General features: G+C 68.1%; 15 protein-coding genes and 1 pseudogene. 9 read left to right on the top strand and 7 right to left on the bottom strand.

Annotated elements, in window-relative coordinates:
• The first annotated feature begins 256 nt into the window (after window positions 1–256).
• The gene (gene treS / locus OVY01_RS04780; protein WP_267846045.1) at window positions 257–2323 is read left to right on the top strand and encodes a maltose alpha-D-glucosyltransferase; all 2067 of its coding nucleotides are present in this window, start codon (window positions 257–259) and stop codon (window positions 2321–2323) included.
• On the opposite strand, the gene OVY01_RS04775 is transcribed toward treS, so the two are convergent.
• Window positions 2298–2999 carry a DUF998 domain-containing protein gene (locus tag OVY01_RS04775; protein WP_267846042.1) on the bottom strand — a complete coding sequence of 234 codons (702 nt, stop codon included), beginning with the start codon at window positions 2997–2999 and terminating at the stop codon, window positions 2298–2300. The two genes, treS and OVY01_RS04775, sit on opposite strands and share 26 nt — an antisense overlap.
• A gap of 189 nt (window positions 3000–3188) precedes the next feature.
• Here OVY01_RS04775 and OVY01_RS04770 point away from each other — a divergent pair, with 189 nt between their 5' ends.
• On the top strand, window positions 3189–5186 hold the full coding sequence (locus OVY01_RS04770) for a putative bifunctional diguanylate cyclase/phosphodiesterase (protein ID WP_267846040.1): 1998 nt from the start codon (window positions 3189–3191) through the stop codon (window positions 5184–5186).
• A 39-nt stretch (window positions 5187–5225) separates the two neighbouring features.
• On the opposite strand, the gene OVY01_RS04765 is transcribed toward OVY01_RS04770, so the two are convergent.
• Window positions 5226–6056, bottom strand: coding sequence for a L,D-transpeptidase (locus tag OVY01_RS04765; RefSeq protein WP_432422220.1), 831 nt, complete (start codon window positions 6054–6056; stop codon window positions 5226–5228).
• A 312-nt stretch (window positions 6057–6368) separates the two neighbouring features.
• Between OVY01_RS04765 and OVY01_RS04760 the strand changes: the two genes are divergently transcribed.
• From OVY01_RS04760 to OVY01_RS04750, 3 genes are read left to right on the top strand one after another with little or no spacing between them, the layout of a single operon-like run.
• On the top strand, window positions 6369–7181 hold the full coding sequence (locus OVY01_RS04760; RefSeq protein WP_267846036.1) for an ABC transporter ATP-binding protein: 813 nt from the start codon (window positions 6369–6371) through the stop codon (window positions 7179–7181).
• A complete protein-coding gene (locus OVY01_RS04755; RefSeq protein ID WP_267846035.1) occupies window positions 7174–9789 on the top strand; it encodes an FtsX-like permease family protein in 2616 nt (871 codons plus the stop codon). The genes OVY01_RS04760 and OVY01_RS04755 overlap by 8 nt, the downstream gene beginning before the upstream one ends.
• Window positions 9789–11087: a lipocalin-like domain-containing protein gene (locus OVY01_RS04750; protein ID WP_267846034.1), complete on the top strand. Its 1299-nt coding sequence runs from the start codon at window positions 9789–9791 to the stop codon at window positions 11085–11087. The genes OVY01_RS04755 and OVY01_RS04750 overlap by 1 nt, the downstream gene beginning before the upstream one ends.
• Window positions 11088–11142: 55 nt before the next feature.
• Here OVY01_RS04750 and OVY01_RS04745 read toward each other — a convergent pair whose 3' ends face one another.
• Entirely contained in the window at window positions 11143–11571 is a 429-nt protein-coding gene (locus OVY01_RS04745) for a PPC domain-containing DNA-binding protein (protein WP_267847668.1), read from the bottom strand.
• 146 nt (window positions 11572–11717) lie between these two features.
• Here OVY01_RS04745 and OVY01_RS04740 point away from each other — a divergent pair, with 146 nt between their 5' ends.
• Window positions 11718–12560, top strand: a complete 843-nt coding sequence (locus tag OVY01_RS04740) for an alpha/beta hydrolase (protein ID WP_267846032.1) — start codon at window positions 11718–11720, stop codon at window positions 12558–12560.
• 127 nt (window positions 12561–12687) lie between these two features.
• Window positions 12688–13077, top strand: a complete 390-nt coding sequence (locus OVY01_RS04735) for an MAPEG family protein (RefSeq protein WP_267846031.1) — start codon at window positions 12688–12690, stop codon at window positions 13075–13077.
• Between the two features lie 97 nt (window positions 13078–13174).
• Here the strand turns inward: OVY01_RS04735 and OVY01_RS04730 are convergent, their stop codons facing one another.
• Window positions 13175–13675: a MarR family winged helix-turn-helix transcriptional regulator gene (locus OVY01_RS04730; protein WP_267846027.1), complete on the bottom strand. Its 501-nt coding sequence runs from the start codon at window positions 13673–13675 to the stop codon at window positions 13175–13177.
• Between the two features lie 62 nt (window positions 13676–13737).
• Between OVY01_RS04730 and OVY01_RS04725 the strand changes: the two genes are divergently transcribed.
• Window positions 13738–14196, top strand: coding sequence for a carboxymuconolactone decarboxylase family protein (locus tag OVY01_RS04725; RefSeq protein WP_267846026.1), 459 nt, complete (start codon window positions 13738–13740; stop codon window positions 14194–14196).
• A gap of 67 nt (window positions 14197–14263) precedes the next feature.
• Here OVY01_RS04725 and OVY01_RS04720 read toward each other — a convergent pair whose 3' ends face one another.
• The gene (locus OVY01_RS04720) at window positions 14264–14887 is read right to left on the bottom strand and encodes a glutathione S-transferase family protein (RefSeq protein ID WP_267846024.1); all 624 of its coding nucleotides are present in this window, start codon (window positions 14885–14887) and stop codon (window positions 14264–14266) included.
• A gap of 79 nt (window positions 14888–14966) precedes the next feature.
• The gene (locus tag OVY01_RS04715; RefSeq protein ID WP_267846022.1) at window positions 14967–15371 is read right to left on the bottom strand and encodes a response regulator; all 405 of its coding nucleotides are present in this window, start codon (window positions 15369–15371) and stop codon (window positions 14967–14969) included.
• Between the two features lie 193 nt (window positions 15372–15564).
• Between OVY01_RS04715 and OVY01_RS04710 the strand changes: the two genes are divergently transcribed.
• The gene (locus OVY01_RS04710; protein WP_267846020.1) at window positions 15565–16062 is read left to right on the top strand and encodes a peptide deformylase; all 498 of its coding nucleotides are present in this window, start codon (window positions 15565–15567) and stop codon (window positions 16060–16062) included.
• Window positions 16063–16107: 45 nt separating this feature from the next.
• Here the strand turns inward: OVY01_RS04710 and OVY01_RS04705 are convergent.
• Window positions 16108–16185: pseudogene (locus OVY01_RS04705) on the bottom strand (DUF1348 domain-containing protein); the annotation flags it as partial.
• Between the last annotated feature and the right edge of the window lie 12 nt (window positions 16186–16197).

Raw genomic sequence — 16197 nt, 5'->3', positions numbered from 1 at the left:
TGTAACGCTCGCCCGGGCCCGCGTCATGTCTCGCGAGAATAGAAGGCACGGAAAGAAGGGGCGGCGACCGCGGTCGGATACCTCGTCCCCGATGACCCACGCACCGCGACGAGACGCGGGAACGTTGTCGGCACAAAGCTTGCGTTCCCCCGGCTCCTCGCAGCGCCTGCCCCGCGCGCTCGGGCCCCGCGCCGCGCCGCACGCGGCGATTTACAAGACAGGCGCCATTCTTTCCGCTCCCCTCACGAGATCCACAGTGTTTCCCGACGAAGACTATATCAACTGGCTGCTCGACCGCTCCATGCTTCAGCAGGCGCGCACGCGCGCCAAGGCCTATGGCGGCCAGGCCCGGCTGTGGATGCACCCCTACGCGGAAACCCGCCCGCGCGTGGCGTCGGCGATGTCGTCGGTCTGGTTCACGGCCTATCCGGGTTCCGTGATCACCGCCCCCGGCGAGTCGGTCCTCAAAACCCTCGGCGATGCGCATCTATGGCACGCGCTGTCCTCGATCGGCATCCAGGCGATCCATACCGGTCCGACCAAGCAGGCCGGCGGCATCACCGGCAGAACGGTGACGCCGTCGGTGGATGGCAACTTCGACCGCATCAACTTCTCGATCGACGCCCGCTTCGGCACCGAGGAAGAGTTCGTCAAGATCGGCCGCGCCGCAGCGGCGCACAACGCGATCGTCATCGACGACGTGGTGCCGGCGCATACCGGCAAGGGCGCCGATTTCCGGCTCGCCGAGATGGCGTACGGCGACTACCCGGGCCTCTATCACATGGTGGAAATCAAGCCCGAGGACTGGGGCCTGCTGCCGGAGGTGCCCGAGGGGCGGGACGCCGTCAACCTGTCGCCCGAGACCGTCGACGCGCTCAAGGAAAAGTGCTACATCGTCGGCCAGTTGCAGCGGGTCATTTTCTTCGAGCCGGGCATCAAGGAGACCGACTGGAGCGCGACGGCCCCGGTCGACGGCGTCGACGGCAAGACGCGGCGCTGGGTCTATCTGCACTATTTCAAGGACGGACAACCGTCGCTGAACTGGCTCGACCCCTCGTTCGCGGCACAGCAGCTGATCATCGGCGACGCGCTGCATTCGCTGGACGTGATGGGCGCGCGCGGCCTGCGGCTCGACGCGAACGGGTTTCTCGGCGTCGAGCGGCGCGCGCACGACAAGGCCTGGTCCGAGGGCCATCCCTTGTCGATCGTCGGCAATCAGTTGCTCGCGGGCGCGATCCGCAAGGCCGGCGGCTTCAGCTTCCAGGAACTGAATCTTACCGTGGACGACATCGCGGCGATGTCCAAAGGCGGCGCGGACCTGTCGTATGACTTCATCTCGCGCCCCGCGTATCACCACGCGCTGCTCACCGGCAACACCGAGTTCCTGCGGCTGATGCTGCGCACGGTGCATCAGTTCGGCATCGATCCGGCATCGCTGATCCATGCCTTGCAGAACCACGACGAACTGACGCTGGAGCTGGTGCACTTCTGGACGCTGCACGCCACCACGTCCTTCACCTACCAGGGCCAGACCTGGCCGGGCGGCATCCTGCGCGAGCATATCCGCGAAGTGATGTACGAGAAGCTGAGCGGCGAGCACGCGCCCTACAATCTGCGCTTCGTGACGAACGGCGTGGCCTGCACCACCGCCAGCGTGATCGCCGCCGCGCTGGGCATCCGCGAACTCGATGCGATGTCGGACGCCGATATCGAGCACATCCAGCAACTGCACCTGCTGCTGGCGATGTTCAACGCGCTGCAACCCGGCGTGTTCGCGCTCTCCGGCTGGGATCTGGTGGGCGCGCTGCCGCTGCCCGCGCATACGGTCGAGACCATGATGGCGGACGGCGACACGCGCTGGATCCAGCGCGGCGCCTACGACCTCGCCGGCCGCAATCCCGAAGCCACCGAATCGGGCGAAGGCCTGCCCAAGGCCGTCTGTCTCTACGGCAGCCTGCCGAGCCAGCTCGAACGTCCGGATTCGTTCGCGAGCAAGCTCAAACATCTGCTTGCGGTACGTCAGGCCTATGGCATCGCCAGCAGCCGGCAATTGCCGATTCCGGATGTGATCGCGCCGGGGCTGCTGATCATGGTGCATGAACTGCCGGCCGGGCGCGGGACGCAGATCACGGCGCTGAACTTCGGCGCGACGCCGATCCAGGAAGCCATCCACCTGCCGGACGTCGCGCCGGGCCCGGTCGTCGACATGATCCACGAGACCGACGAAGGCGACCTCACCGACAGCGGCGAACTCGTCATCAACCTCGACGCCTACGAGGGGCTGTGCCTGCGCGTGGTTAGCGCGCTGCCGAGTCCCGTCTGATTCCGTCCATGCCGCCCGCCTTTCCCGGCGCGGCGCGGATGACGGCGATGCCGAGCAGGATCTCCCACGTCATGATCGTATAGACGGCGCCGCGCTCGGCCATACCGGCCGGTACGACGTCGGCCGCGCCCAGCAGAAGCCCGGCACTGATCAGACCGAAGCCGCCCAGCGCCGCGCTGACGGCAGCCATCCAGGGGCGCGCGCCCATGCGCCATGCCACCCATCCCGCGGCGATGGCCGCGATGTTCCCCGCGGCGATGGCGGCCGCCGCCCCCGCCGCGTGATAACGCAGCGTCCCGTCCCCCAGGGCCGCCTGCGAGCCGTTGAACGTGCCGACCAGCAGCATTCCGGCCCCATGCACCAGGCCAAGCATCGGCGCGACGGTCCGCCAGGGCCGCGGCACGACCCGCGCGAGGCACAGGCCGCCCAGCAAGAACAGCATTCCCTCGACGCTGAACGCACCGTTCATCCATGCATGCCGGGGCGAACAGATCAACCGGCCGTGGAACAGCATGCCGCAGCCGGTCACGCCCAGATCGCTGATGTAATTGCGCGCATAGCTGTAGCGCGGCGTCGCCCAGGCCGCCGCGGCGAGGGTTTCCGCGAACAGGTATTGCACGCCCGCCAACAGAAGGGCGCATGCGCCGGCGAGTGCCCAGACACGACGCCGGCTCATGACGCTGCCCCGCGCACACGTCGCGTCCGCTCACCGGACGCGGAAATTACGCCGCCACGCAACGCCGCGTAACGTCGGGGATACCCTAGGTGCCGCCACGGTGGCATCAAGATTCTCGCGATCCTGCCGTTACAAGGGTGCATTACCGTGCTTTCCCATAATCTGATAATCGGTCGCCCGATCCGCGTCATGCGCTCTCGTCTTTCCGTCCGGTCCTTTTTCGCGCCACGCAGCGCCGAGCTCGCGCGCTCGCAGTTCGAAGCGTTCTCGCGGCAGATTCCCCTGCTCTACTTCATCCTGAGCGTGAACACGGCGTCGCTGGCCTTTACCCACCGGCACGTCGCGCCGCGCCTGCTGGCAGTCTACCTGCCCTGCCTGCTGTGCGCGCTGTGTATGGTACGCATCATCTCCTGGCGCCGGCGTCAAAGACGTCTCACCGATCCCGAAATCACGCAGCGTCTGCGCGCTTCGATTTTCATGACGTTTTTCATAGGCTCGGGCTTCACGATCTGGAGCCTGTCGCTCTTTCCTTATGGAGACGCGTACGTACGGGGTCATGTCGCCTTCTACATGGCCTTCACCGTCATCGGCTGCATCTTTTGCCTGATGCATCTGCGCGCCGCCGCGCTGCTGCTGACGGCACTCGTCATCGTGCCGTTCACGGCCTTTTTCGCGATGAGCGGCAACCCGGTGCTGATCGCGATCGCCGTCAACGTGTTGCTGGTCTCGCTCGCGATGGTGACGATCCTGCTGATCTACTACCGCGATTTCAACAGCCTCATCGAATCGAAGAAATCCCTGGTCGACAAGCGCGACGAAATGCAGCGCCTGAGCGACGAGAACTTCAAGCTCGCCAATCTCGACAGCCTGACGCTGCTGCCGAACCGGCGGCGTTTCTTCGCCGACATCGAGACGCTGCTCGCGAGCAGCGCGCTCAGCGGCCACAGCTTCGCCGTCGGCGTGCTCGACCTCGACGGTTTCAAACAGATCAACGACCTCTACGGCCACGGCGTGGGCGATGCGGTCCTCACCGAAACCGGCAAGCGGCTCACCGGCCTGGCGCGTCCCGACGTCGCCTTCGCGCGCCTGGGCGGAGACGAATTCGGCATGATCATCCCGTGCGCGCGGGACCGCGAGGGCTTGCTCCAGCTCGCCGAGGCCATCTGCCATTCGCTGGCATTGCCCTATATCCGTCCGAAGGCAACGGTGCGTCTGTCGGGTTCGCTGGGGCTGGCGATCTATCCCGACGCCGGCTCCCATGCCGAGCAGCTGCTCGAACGCGCCGACTACGCGCTCTATTTCGCCAAGCAGCATCGGCGCGGCGGCACCGTCGTGTTTTCCGCAGAGCATGCCACGCAGTTGCGCAAGGTGGCGCTGGTCGAACAGGAACTGCGTCAGGCGGATCTGGACAGCGAAATGTCCCTCGCCTTTCAGCCGATCGTCGACACCACCCAACGCCGCATCGTCGCGTTCGAGGCCCTGGCGCGCTGGCATAACCCCACGCTCGGCATGGTCGATCCGGCAACCTTCATCGACATCGCCGAGCGCTGCGGGCTGATCAATCTGCTGACCGAGGTGCTGCTGCGCAAGGCGCTCGCCTTCGCCCGCGCGTGCCCGCCGGACATCCGCATCGCCTTCAACCTTTCGACGCTCGACATCACGTCGAAGGGCGCACTCGCGCGCATCATCGGCATCACGCAGACGAGTGGCGTCGCGCCGCATCGTATCGATTTCGAGGTCACCGAGACGGCGATCATCAACGATTTCGACCAGGCGCGCGAGGCCTTGTACGCGCTCAAGGCCCTGGGCGTGCAGATTTCGCTCGACGATTTCGGCACCGGCTTTTCCAGCCTGAGCCGGGTACACCAGTTGCCGCTGGACAAGATCAAGATCGATCGCAGTTTCGTCACGAACATCGAAGCCGGCCAACATGGACGTGCGATCGTGCGAAGCATCGCGAATCTGTGCGTCAACCTGAACGTCGCCTGCGTGGTCGAGGGCGTGGAAACGCAGGCCCAGCTCGGCATTCTGCGCAGCCTGGGGTGCGATCTGATGCAGGGCTACTTCTTTCAGCGGCCGGTATCGGCGGATCAGGCGCTCGGCCTGCTGGAGAACGGTATCGCCGCTTTCGCGCCGGCACCGGCCGAGAGCGCGCCGGCAGCGGCCGAAAGCGACGCGCTCGCCTGACGGCGGCCGGGGCCGCCGCCCGCACGCCGCCGCGCACATTCAGTCGGCGGTGTCCGCATGCGCGGGCATCCGCGCCCGGGCCCGGCTGTCCGGCAGGGGCGACCAGTACGGCCGCACATGCTGGCGGGTGTCGACGACCACCATATAGCGGCCCGCCCAGGGCGTGGGTTGCCGCTCCGGCTTGAGCACCCACATCGACCGGCCGCCCCGCAATTGCGCGTCGTAATCGGCATCGAGCACTCCGTGCCGGTCGAGGAACTGGTTCAACGCGCCGGGGATGCGCACGCACCCTTTCGAATGCCGCATGCCGAGCAGGGGCTCGAGTACGTCCGGGTCCGTCGCGTGCATCTGCAGCCGCATCTGCGAGACACCGCCCTTGCCCCAGCCGCGCTCGCCTTGCTGCCAGCCGAAGTCGTAGATGCGCATGCCGTGCTGGCCGTAGCCGCGAATGTGGTTTTCGTTGAGCGTGCCTTCGGCACGGTAATCCATGTTGGCGGGCGTATGCACGAAAACGCCCGTCGGCGTGACGAAATGATCGTAGCTGCCCGGGCGGCCGGTGGAGACCGGCGCGGCGCCGATGAGGCGCCAGGTGTCCCCGGACCGGGCGCGGAAATAGATGAAGAGGGCCTCGACGAACGTATTGCGGTCGACCAGGACGACATACTCGTTGGACAGCGCCCCCGCCTTGCCGGCCGTCAGCGCCTGTTCCAGTACATCCGCATAGGCGGCCTGCGTGACGGCGGGTACCTTCAGGCGCCGCGGCACCTCGTCGACAAAGGTCTGCCGCAACGCCAGCGCGCCCGGCGCCGCGCCGCCGGCGATGTGCGCCGCGTGCGCCGGCGACGGCGTCAGACCGAGGCCAAGGCCCATGGCGGCCATCGCCCGAACGCCCCATCGTACTGCTCTGACCACGCGCATTCCTCGAAAATGTCCGACCTGTCCGACCTGTCCGACCTTCAGCCGCGCATTCGCGGCCAGCCGCATTCTAGTACCTCGCCGGTGTCGCGTACAGTGCGGATAGGGATCGGCGCGATCGAGGCAAGCGCGCAACGCGCCGGCGCAGGCCCCTGTGTCAAGGCCCTGCGTCGGGGCCCTGCGTCGGGGCCCTGCGTCGGAGCCCTGCGTCGCGGCCCTTGCGCCGGACGGCACGCGCGGATGCGCCATCGACGTTATGCTAGCGGCATGACTCTCGACAACCGCGCCGCCGTCTCCGGTCCCCGCGCCGCCCCGGCCGCTTCAGCCCTTGGCGGCCCCACCCGCGCCGCGCCCGCGCTCGAATGCCGCGGCCTGAGCAAGACCTACGGCAGCGGCCGGGTCGTCCTCGACCACCTGGACTTCACGCTCGCCTCCGGGGAGTTCGTGGCCGTGATGGGCGACTCCGGGGTCGGCAAATCGACGCTGCTCAATCTGATCGCGGGCCTGGACACCGCCGACAGCGGCGAGGTGCGCATCGACGGCATGCCCATGACGCAACTCGACGACGATGCGGCCACGCGGCTGCGACGCGGCAAACTCGGTTTCGTGTTCCAGGCCTTTCACGTGCTGCCGCATCTCACGCTCGCGCAGAACGTCGCCGTGCCGCTGTTGCTCAACGGTCTGCCGCGCGCACGCGCAACAGAAATGCTCGACGCCGTCGGCCTGCGCGGCCGCGGCGGGGACTTCCCCCGCCAGTTGTCGGGCGGCGAACTGCAGCGCGTGGCCATCGCCCGCGCGCTGGCGCACCGTCCCCGCCTGATCCTCGCCGACGAACCCACCGGCAACCTCGATCCGGACACCGCGCACGAGGTGCTCGCGCTGCTGCGCGCGGAAATCAAGGCAACCGGCGCCGCCGCCATCATGGTCACCCATTCCACGCAGGCGGCGGCCAGCGCGGACCGGGTGCTGATCCTGCGCGCCGGCGGTCTGCACGACGCGCGCGCGGGTGACGACGGGCGCGACGCGCACGAGCCAGGCAGCAGCCCCGATACGCGCCTTCCCGGTCACGACCATGCGTGACGACCCAAGCGCGGCCGGCGCGCGCGGCGCCACGGCCGCCGGCATGCGCACCCTCGCGCGCTGGCTGCTGGGCGCCGAGTGGCGCAGCCATCCCGGCCGGGTGGGCGTGGCGATCGCCACGATCGCGCTGGGCGTGGCGCTCGGCTATGCCGTGCAGCTGATCAACGGCGCGGCATTCGCCGAGTTTTCCGCGGCGGCACGCAGCCTGTCCGGCCAGGCCGATCTGGAAGTGCGCGGCACCCAGGCGACCTTCGACGAACGCGTCTATCCGCAACTCGCCACGCTCGCCGGGGTCGTGCTCGCAAGCCCGGTCCTCGAACTCGATGCCACGGTGCCCGCGCGCGACGCGCCGCTCAAGCTGCTCGGACTGGACGTGTTCCGCGCCGCCGGACTCACCCCGGAACTGATCGGCGTGCCGGCAGCGGGGCGTCCCTTCGACACGCTCGCCGACGATGCGGTCTTCCTCTCCGCCGCCGCGCAACAGTGGCTGGACGCGGCGCCCGGCCAGGCGATCCGCCTGCGCAGCGGCACGGCGGACCGTTCGTTCCGGGTGGCGGGCGGCCTGGTCCGCACGCGTCCCGGACAGCGCCTCGGCGTCATGGACATCGCCGCCGCGCAATGGCGTTTCGGCCTGGTGGGACGACTCTCGCGAGTCGATCTGAAGCTCGCCCGCGGCGTGGACCGCGAGGCGTTCCGGCGCACGCTCCAGACGCGCCTCGGGCCCGCCTGGGTAGTCTCCGAACCGCGCGACATCGACAGCCGCACCGACCGGCTGTCGCGTGCCTACCGTATCAATATGAACGTGCTGGCGCTGGTGGCGCTGTTCACGGGTGCTTTCCTGGTCTTTTCGACCCAGGCGGCAAGCGTCGTGCGGCGCCGCGCGCAGTTCGCGCTGCTGCGTGTGCTGGGCTGGACGCGCGGGCAGTTGCTGCGTCAGGTCCTGCGCGAAGGCGCATTGCTGGGCGTCGTCGGCGCCGCGCTCGGGCTCGCCGTGGGCTACGCGCTCGCGACCGCCGCGTTGCGGCTGTTCGGCAGCGACCTCGGCGGCGGCTACTTCCCCGGCGTGCGGCCGCAGATTCATTTCTCGGCGCTCCCCGGCGCGATCTTCTTCGCGCTGGGTGTGGGCGTCGCCGTCGCCGGCAGTCTGGTGCCCGCGGCGGAAGCCGCGCGCGCCCGCGCCGCGGCCGCGCTCAAGGCCGGCAGCGAGGAAAACGCGCTGGCGCCGCTCGCCGCGCCCTGGCCGGCGCTCGGCTGCTTCGTCGCCGCGGCGGTGCTGACGCAACTTCCGCCGCTGTTCGAAGTGCCGATTCTCGGTTATCTGGCCGTCGCCTTGCTGCTCATCGGCGGGATCGCGCTGATGCCGCGGGTGACGGCGCTGGTCTTCGGCGCGCTGCTGCGCCGGCGCGCGCACACGCGCGATGCCACGGTCGCGACGCTGGCCCTCGCGCGGCTGGCCAACGCCCCGGGCCAGGCCGCGATCGCGATGGGCGGCGTCCTGTCGAGCTTCGCACTGATCGTGGCGATGGCGGTGATGGTCGCCAGCTTTCGCGAATCGGTCGATGGCTGGTTGACGCATCTGCTGTCCGCCGATCTCTACGTCCGCATGGCGCCGAACGGCGACACCGCCGGCGCCGGTCCCGGCGACCAGCAACGCATCGCGACCACGCCCGGCGTGCGACACGTCGATTTCATGCGAACCGCAAGCCTGACGCTCGACCCCGCCCGCCCCGCCGTCGCGCTGCTGGCGCGCGATATCGACGCGCGCGACCCCGGCGCCAGCCTGCAGCTCACGTCGTCCGCACTGCCGCCCGGCGCCTGGCATCCGGGCGACATCCCCATCTGGGTGTCCGAGGCGATGGTCGATCTGTATGGCTACCATGTCGGACAGACGCTGAACCTGCCGCTCGCGCCGCCGCCGGACACGCGCTCCGGCGGCGCGGACCACCTCGACAAACCGCGCTTCGTCGTGGCCGGCATCTGGCGCGACTACGTGCGCCAGAGCGGCGCGATCGCGTTGCGGCGCGCCGACTACCGCCGCCTGACGCACGACGACACCGTGACCGATGCCGCGATCACCACCGCGCCGGGCGCGGACGTCGGTCCGGTGATCGCGGCGCTGCGCCGCCTCCCTTTCGGCACGGCGCTGAGCTTCGCCCAGCCGGGCGAGATCCGGGCCAAGACCCTGACGATCTTCGACCGCAGTTTCGCCGTGACCTATCTGCTCGAAGCCGTGGCCATCATCATCGGTCTGTTCGGCGTGGCCGCCACGTTTTCCGCGCAGACCCTCGCGCGGGCACGTGAATTCGGCATGCTGCGGCATATCGGGCTCACGCGCCGTCAGGTGCTGGGCATTCTCGCCGCCGAGGGCGGCATGCTGACCGCGCTGGGCATCGGCCTTGGCGCGGTGCTCGGCTTCGCGATCAGCCTGATCCTGATCGACGTCGTCAACCCGCAGTCGTTCCACTGGACGATGTCGCTGCACATGCCGTGGACGGTGCTGGGCATCGTTGCCGCGACCATGCTGGCGGCGTCGTGCGTCACGGCCGTCGTCGCCGGACGCAAGGCCCTGTCGGTCGATGCGATCCGGGCGGTCAAGGAGGATTGGTGATGATCGCGCCTTTGCGTGCTTCGATCAGCGGCGGTCTGGCCGGCACGTGCGCGGCCTTGCGCGCGCTCTGGTGCGCGGCCTGTTTCACCATGTTGCCGGGAGCCATCGCCACGGCCGGTGCCGCCGCACCCGTGGATGCCGCCCCGGTGAACGCCGCCGCGTCTTCCCATGTCCCCGCTTTCGCCACCGTGGTCCCCGGCCGGCCGATCGTCTTCCCGCGCGACGGCGGCGCGCATCCCGCGTTCCGTACCGAGTGGTGGTACGCGACCGGCTGGCTGGTGCGGCCGGACGGCCGCCCGCTCGGCTTCCAGATCACCTTTTTTCGCTCGGCGACGGGTACCGATCCCGCCAACCCCAGCGCATTCGCGCCAACGCAGCTGATCATCGCGCATGCGGCATTGAGCGACCCGGGCCTGGGACATCTGCTGCACGACCAGCGCATCGCGCGCCAGGGGTTCGACCTGGCCTACGCCAGGGAGGCCGGTACCGATGTCAAGCTGGACGACTGGCATCTCGTCCGTGCGGCCGACGGCCACTATACGGCAACGGTCCAGGGTGCGGGTTTCACGCTGAATCTGACCTTGACGCCCACCCAGGCGCCGCTGCTGCAGGGCGACGCCGGGTATTCGCGCAAGGGCCCGCTGGCATCGCAGGCCAGTTATTACTACAGCGAACCGCAACTGCGGGTGAGCGGTGCGATCGGCGTCGACGTCGACGTCGGCGGGGGCACGGGGGGCGCGGGCGGCGCGAATACCGACAGCGCGACGGCGGCGGATGGGAAAGGCACCGGGGCACTCGCACCCGGACAGCACGGCGGCGCGATCCGCCAGACGCCCGTCACCGGCCTCGCCTGGCTCGATCACGAATGGTCGAGCACGGTCCTCAGTACCGACGCCACCGGCTGGGACTGGCTGGGCGCCAACCTCGACGACGGCTCCGCGCTGATGGCCTTCAAGGTGCGGGCGCGCGACGGTCACGCGGTCTGGGCCCACGCGGCGCTACGTGGACGCGACGGACGGATCACCGCGTTCGGACCGGATGCGGTAACGTTCACGCCGCTGCGCGAGTGGTCGTCACCGCGCACGGCGGCCCGCTATCCGGTCGCGCAGACGGTGAAGACCGGCGCGCTGACCTGGCAACTCGACCCGCTGTTCGACGACCAGGAACTCGACTCGCGGCAATCCACGGGGGCGGTGTATTGGGAGGGCGCGGTTCGCGTGCGCCGGAATGGACAAAGCGTCGGCAGGGGATATCTCGAAATGACGGGGTACGACGGCGCGCTGAAATTCGAAAAATAAACACCGGAGACGGCTCGACGGGCGGCGCCCGGCCACCGGCTCGACCTTCGGAGTTCTACCCGGAACAAGGATCGTCGCTCCGCTTGGCAACGGCCGCCCGGATCATCAACTCCGGAAACCCCGTTCGCGCATCGCGCTCGCGCGAAAACGCGTACTCCGGAAGCACCAGCACCACCAGTTCGGCAGTCGTGCGCACCGCGCAGCCGGGCGACACATGTCCTCCCGAGACCTGCCCGCGCGCATCCGCCACGCTCATGTGCAGATGTGCGCCATCGGGCGCAAGCGAACCGGCGAGCGTGAGGATTTCCAGGTCGCCGCGCAGCGTGGCCGGCGCATCGACGCCGGCGAAACGCAATTGCGCGACGCTCAGACTGCCGATGCCCTGGATGACGAACGCCGCGCGCCAACCGCGCACCCGCGCCATCGCTTCGAGGGCGCCGCGCAAATCGTCGCCCGGCAGCAGGCGTAAGGGACAGGTTTGCAGGATCGATTCTCCCATCGCATGGATGATCTCCGTCGTCACGGATCGCGCGCTTCGGAAGTATAGTCGACACATGCCGCCCGTTGTCACGCGCGAGGATTCCCCTGAATCCACGCTGGATCACCGCACAGACCCCACCGGACGCCGCCATGACCTCCTTCGCCACGCTGCATGCCCTGCGCGCGGAACCGGCCTTCGACGCCGACCTCCTGCTGCGCGGGGCGCCCTGCGCCCCGCACGCGGGCGTGCCTCCCGGCTGCGTGACGGTCGAGATCGACGGCAGCGCCGACCACCTGCGCTTCTATGGCCGGTTCGACCGGCAATCGACGCTGCCGCCGGTGATTTTCCTCGATGGCGACATGCTGGGAGGCAGCCGCTTCGATGCGACGCTGCTGGCCGACGACGACTATGCGCAGCGCTCGCCCGCTTCCCTGCAACGGGAAGCCGAGCAATACGCGATCGCCACCGGCCGTCTTTTCGTGCATCTCGCGCGGCCGGGGGTCTACGGCTCGTCCGGGGACCACACCCAGCGCCGGCGCCCTCGGGAGATCGCGCTCGTGGATGCGGCCATCGATCAACTCAAGCTCGCGTTCTCGTGGGACCGCATCGATCTTTGCGGGTTTTCCGGCGGCGCGCATCTGGTGGCGGCGCTCCTGAGCCGCCGCAGGGACGTGCGGCGCGCGGTGATGGCCTCGGGCGTGCTGGCGGTGCGCAGAAGAATGAACGAGGAAAACGCCCGGACCGACGTCACCGGCTATGCCGACTTCGTCGACCCGCTGGATCTGGTCGCCGACGTCGCCGCGCATGCGCCCCGCGGCATCGTCGTCCTCACCGACCCCGACGACGCGGTGGTCTCGGCGGCCGTGCAAACCGCGTATGTCGATGCATTGCGCCGCGCCGGCGTCGCGGTGGATTACCGGATGATGTCGGCGGCCGACCCGGCGCACCACGACCTGCGGCTACCCGCCATCATGTGCGCGCTCACCTCCTGAACCCGCGCGAGCGTTCGGCTGGCGTCGCCGCGCCCGGCGTTCGGGCACGGCCCTGTAGTAGGATGGTTCGCCTACCCTCCCGCCGCCTGACCCGGCTTCCCACTCCAGCCCCATCGAACGGACCGTCATGACCATCGAACTGAAACTCCTCGCCTGGACGCTGATCCTCGCCATCGTGCAGATCTTTCTGCCCTCGATGCTGCGCAACCGGGAGACCGGCACCGCCTACAACGCGGGGCCGCGGGACGAACCCGGCCCGCCCGTGGGCGTGCTTACCGGCCGCATGATGCGGGCGAAAAGCAATCTGTATGAAACCCTGCCGCTGTTCATCGCCGCGATCCTCACCGCCCATATCGCCGGCCGCGAGGGCAGCCTCACGCATATCGGCGCCTGGCTGTACCTCATCGCGCGCGTGATCTATGTGCCGCTGTATGCCGCGGGCATTCCGTATATCCGTTCGATGGTCTGGCTGGTGTCGCTGCTCGGCGTGGTACTCGCCATCGCTGCGTTGTTCTGATCGAATTTCCGATGGCCTACCCCGGCAGAGGAGCCGGGACAGACCGCATGCGGCCCCGTGACAGGATGTCGGAACCGCGGCGCCCGTCTGGCGCCAGTCAGGCGGAACCGTCCCGGTGCCCCGGTTTCAAGCTCCTTAAAGTCGCGACCCTGACCAGCCAGCGTCGTATCGCCTGTTCCTCATCGTGGGACAGATCTGCCGTCAACGTCTGCTCTACCGCAGACACCCGCACTTTCGCCCGCGCCAGCAGTTCACCCCCTTCCCGGGTCAGGCTCAGTTGCTGAATACGCCCGTGAACCGCATGCGCATGGCGGGACACCATGCCGTTTTTCTCCAGATTCGCCACGATGACACTCAGCGTCTGCGGCGTGAGTAGCGCCAGCCGCGCCAGATCCGCGTTCGAATGACCTGGATAGGCGTGCAGCATCGTCAGCACGGCGAACTGCGGAAGCGTCACCTGCAGGTCGGCCAGCGCTTGTTCGACATGGGCGCGGTGCGCGTTACCCGCCTGGCGCAACAGATAGCCCAAATGCCCTTCCGTGCCGCGTTTGCCCTCCCCTGCGGCAGGCGGCGTGATGGCAGCGCTTGTTTTGCTCACGATGTCAAAGCTCTGATAATATGTTCGTACTCTGATAATAGCAGGATAACCGGACACGTTTCATGTCGGAAAACCATGCACGGGTCGACTACCCCGAGTTCGCCGCGCTGGCACCGCAGGTTCACGCCGCCCTGCTTGCGCTCGGGCAGGCCGTGGATGCCAGCGGGCTGGACAAAACCCTCACCGAAATCGTCAAGCTGCGCGTCTCGCAACGCAATGGTTGTGCGTTTTGCATTCAGTTTCATCTGGGCGTAGCGCGCAAGCTGGGCGTACCGCAGGCGAAGCTCGACCTGCTTGCCGCGTGGCGGGATGCCGGCGTGTTTTCGCGGAGGGAAATGCGCGCGCTGGCCTGGGCCGAATGCCTGGACGACCTCACGGGTGCCGGCGGGGCCGACGATGTCCATGAAGCATTGTCCGAATCATTCACGCAGGCCGAGATCGTCATGTTGACGACTGCCATCGCATCGATCAACGCCTGGAACCGGCTGGGCGTCGGACTGCGCTTCGCGCCGCTGGCCTGACGTGTGAACCGCAGCCCGAAGCGCACGTACCTGTCACGGGAACGCGCCGGTCCAGACGCGACGCCGGCTAGGGCGTCGCCGGCGTGCAATACGCGGAGAAGCCCGGACGTGCGGCAAGCCGGTCGAAGTACGCCAGCAGCGCGGGCAGCGACGCGTGCTCCTGCGGCGTGCAGAACCAGCGGTTCACCGACAGCGCGATCGCGATATCCGCCAGCGAGAAGGTCTCGCCCGCGATGAATGCCCCGCTTTTATCGAGTTGCCGCTCGATGATGCGCATGTGTTTCGCCCAGTCCGCGAGGGACCGGGCGACGGCGTCCCGGTCGTCATGCGCGGGAGAATGCCGCACGAGGGCCATGAAGGCATAGGACCATGCGCGATTTAGATCGGTCGCCTGCCAGTCGAGCCACTGGTCGACCCTGGCGCGCTCGCGCGGCGGAGTGGGATACAGCGCCTCGGCGCCCTCGCGCGAAGCCAGATACCGGATGATCGTGTTCGACTCCCAGAGCACGAAATCGTCATCCTGCAGCACCGGCACCAGTCCGTTGGGATTGAGCGCGAGAAAGGTCGGGCTATCGAGCGTCAGCGCGCCGGTGCCCCAGCTTTCATGCGCGAAATCGCGCCCGAGTTCGGCGCAGGTCCACAGCACCTTGCGCACATTGATCGACGAATCCCTACCCAGAATCTTCAACATCGGCCATCTCGATGGTTGTCGGAATGGCCAGTGTAAATCGTTCGGCGGATCGAACGCCGAAACCTTACCCTCGAATTGCCTAGGCGAAGGCCAGGGCGTCCTCGCTCTCGTCCGCGCCGGCATACAGACCGCAGGCCATGAGCACCGATTCCAACGCTTCCCGCCGTACCGGCTTTTCGACGAAGGCCACCGCGCCGCTCGCGCGGATCTGACCGCGCATGCCCGCGGGCGCTTCGTCGGACACGATGATGACGGTGGTGGCGGCATTGACGCGTTGCAGCGCGTCCATCAATTCCAGCCCCGTCATGCCCGGCAGCATCAGATCCAGGAACATCACCGCGGCGTGCCCCTGGCTGCAGGCGGCCAGCGCTTCGTTACCCGTGCTGGCTTCGGCCAGCGTAACGTCCCAGTGATCCGGCATCGCGGAAATCAGGCTTTCGCGGGCGGAGGCGGAGTGATCGGCAATCAGAACAGAGAGGCTCATGATGGGCTACCGTTTCGGTGTCAGGTAATTGTTTCCAGTATATCGACCCGTATCGGTATAAATTAACCCTCGTTTTCCCTATCAGGTTAACGCTGAGGCGAGATCGCAACACCTTCGCGCGTCTCGTTATAATGCGCGCACCCGTGCCCGGGGACCGTTCGCTACCCCTTGTTCCGCGCTACCGGAGTTCGATTTGACCACCCGTTCCATCGTCGCCTTCCCGGACCCGCGTCTGCGCGTCCCGGCCCATGCCGTCACGGTCTTCGACGCCGCCCTCGCCGCCCTGGCGGCGGACCTGCTCGATACGCTGCACGCCGCCGACGGCATCGGCATCACCGGCCCGCATATCGGCGTGCCGCAGCGTCTCGTCGTGCTCGAACTACCGGAGGCGCCGGCCTCGCAGGTCTACGTCAATCCGTGCATCGTCTGGTCGTCGAGCGAGACCGTCCAGCACGACGAAGGCAGCGTCTCGATGCCCGGCGTGATCGAGCGAATCACGCGGGCCGCCGCGGTACGCGTGCGCTACGACGACCTCGACGGCCGGGAGCAGGTGGAGGAAGCGGAAGGCTTGCGCGCGGTCTGCCACCAGCATGAAATCGATCAACTGGACGGTATTTTCTGGATCGACCGGCTGTCGCGGCTCAAACGGGAGCGCGTGCTCGCGCGCTTCGCGAAGCTCAGACGCGGCTGAACGTCGGCGGCACTTCGAGCAGAGAGCCCTGGCCGCCGGGCCCCCTCACAAGTCCAGATCGGACAGACCGGGATGGTCGTCGGGACGGCGCCCCAGCGGCCAGTGAAACGGGCGGTCCGACTCGTTTCTCGCCGC

Origin of the sequence: Robbsia betulipollinis (assembly GCF_026624755.1) — a bacterium.
Classification (GTDB): domain Bacteria; phylum Pseudomonadota; class Gammaproteobacteria; order Burkholderiales; family Burkholderiaceae; genus Robbsia; species Robbsia betulipollinis.
The sequence above is the reverse complement of the archived record's forward strand: the minus strand, read 5'-3'. Positions and strand labels throughout refer to the sequence as shown.

Excerpts from the sequence above, each read along its gene's own strand:
- OVY01_RS04775 (WP_267846042.1), bottom strand. The coding sequence starts at position 2,999 with ATGAGCCGGCGTCGTGTCTGGGCACTCGCCGGCGCATGCGCCCTTCTG.
- OVY01_RS04770 (WP_267846040.1), top strand. The coding sequence starts at position 3,189 with ATGCGCTCTCGTCTTTCCGTCCGGTCCTTTTTCGCGCCACGCAGCGCC.
- OVY01_RS04765 (WP_432422220.1), bottom strand. The coding sequence starts at position 6,056 with ATGGGCCTTGGCCTCGGTCTGACGCCGTCGCCGGCGCACGCGGCGCAC.
- OVY01_RS04760 (WP_267846036.1), top strand. The coding sequence starts at position 6,369 with ATGACTCTCGACAACCGCGCCGCCGTCTCCGGTCCCCGCGCCGCCCCG.
- OVY01_RS04755 (WP_267846035.1), top strand. The coding sequence starts at position 7,174 with ATGCGTGACGACCCAAGCGCGGCCGGCGCGCGCGGCGCCACGGCCGCC.
- OVY01_RS04750 (WP_267846034.1), top strand. The coding sequence starts at position 9,789 with ATGATCGCGCCTTTGCGTGCTTCGATCAGCGGCGGTCTGGCCGGCACG.
- OVY01_RS04740 (WP_267846032.1), top strand. The coding sequence starts at position 11,718 with ATGACCTCCTTCGCCACGCTGCATGCCCTGCGCGCGGAACCGGCCTTC.
- OVY01_RS04735 (WP_267846031.1), top strand. The coding sequence starts at position 12,688 with ATGACCATCGAACTGAAACTCCTCGCCTGGACGCTGATCCTCGCCATC.
- OVY01_RS04725 (WP_267846026.1), top strand. The coding sequence starts at position 13,738 with ATGTCGGAAAACCATGCACGGGTCGACTACCCCGAGTTCGCCGCGCTG.
- OVY01_RS04720 (WP_267846024.1), bottom strand. The coding sequence starts at position 14,887 with ATGTTGAAGATTCTGGGTAGGGATTCGTCGATCAATGTGCGCAAGGTG.
- OVY01_RS04715 (WP_267846022.1), bottom strand. The coding sequence starts at position 15,371 with ATGAGCCTCTCTGTTCTGATTGCCGATCACTCCGCCTCCGCCCGCGAA.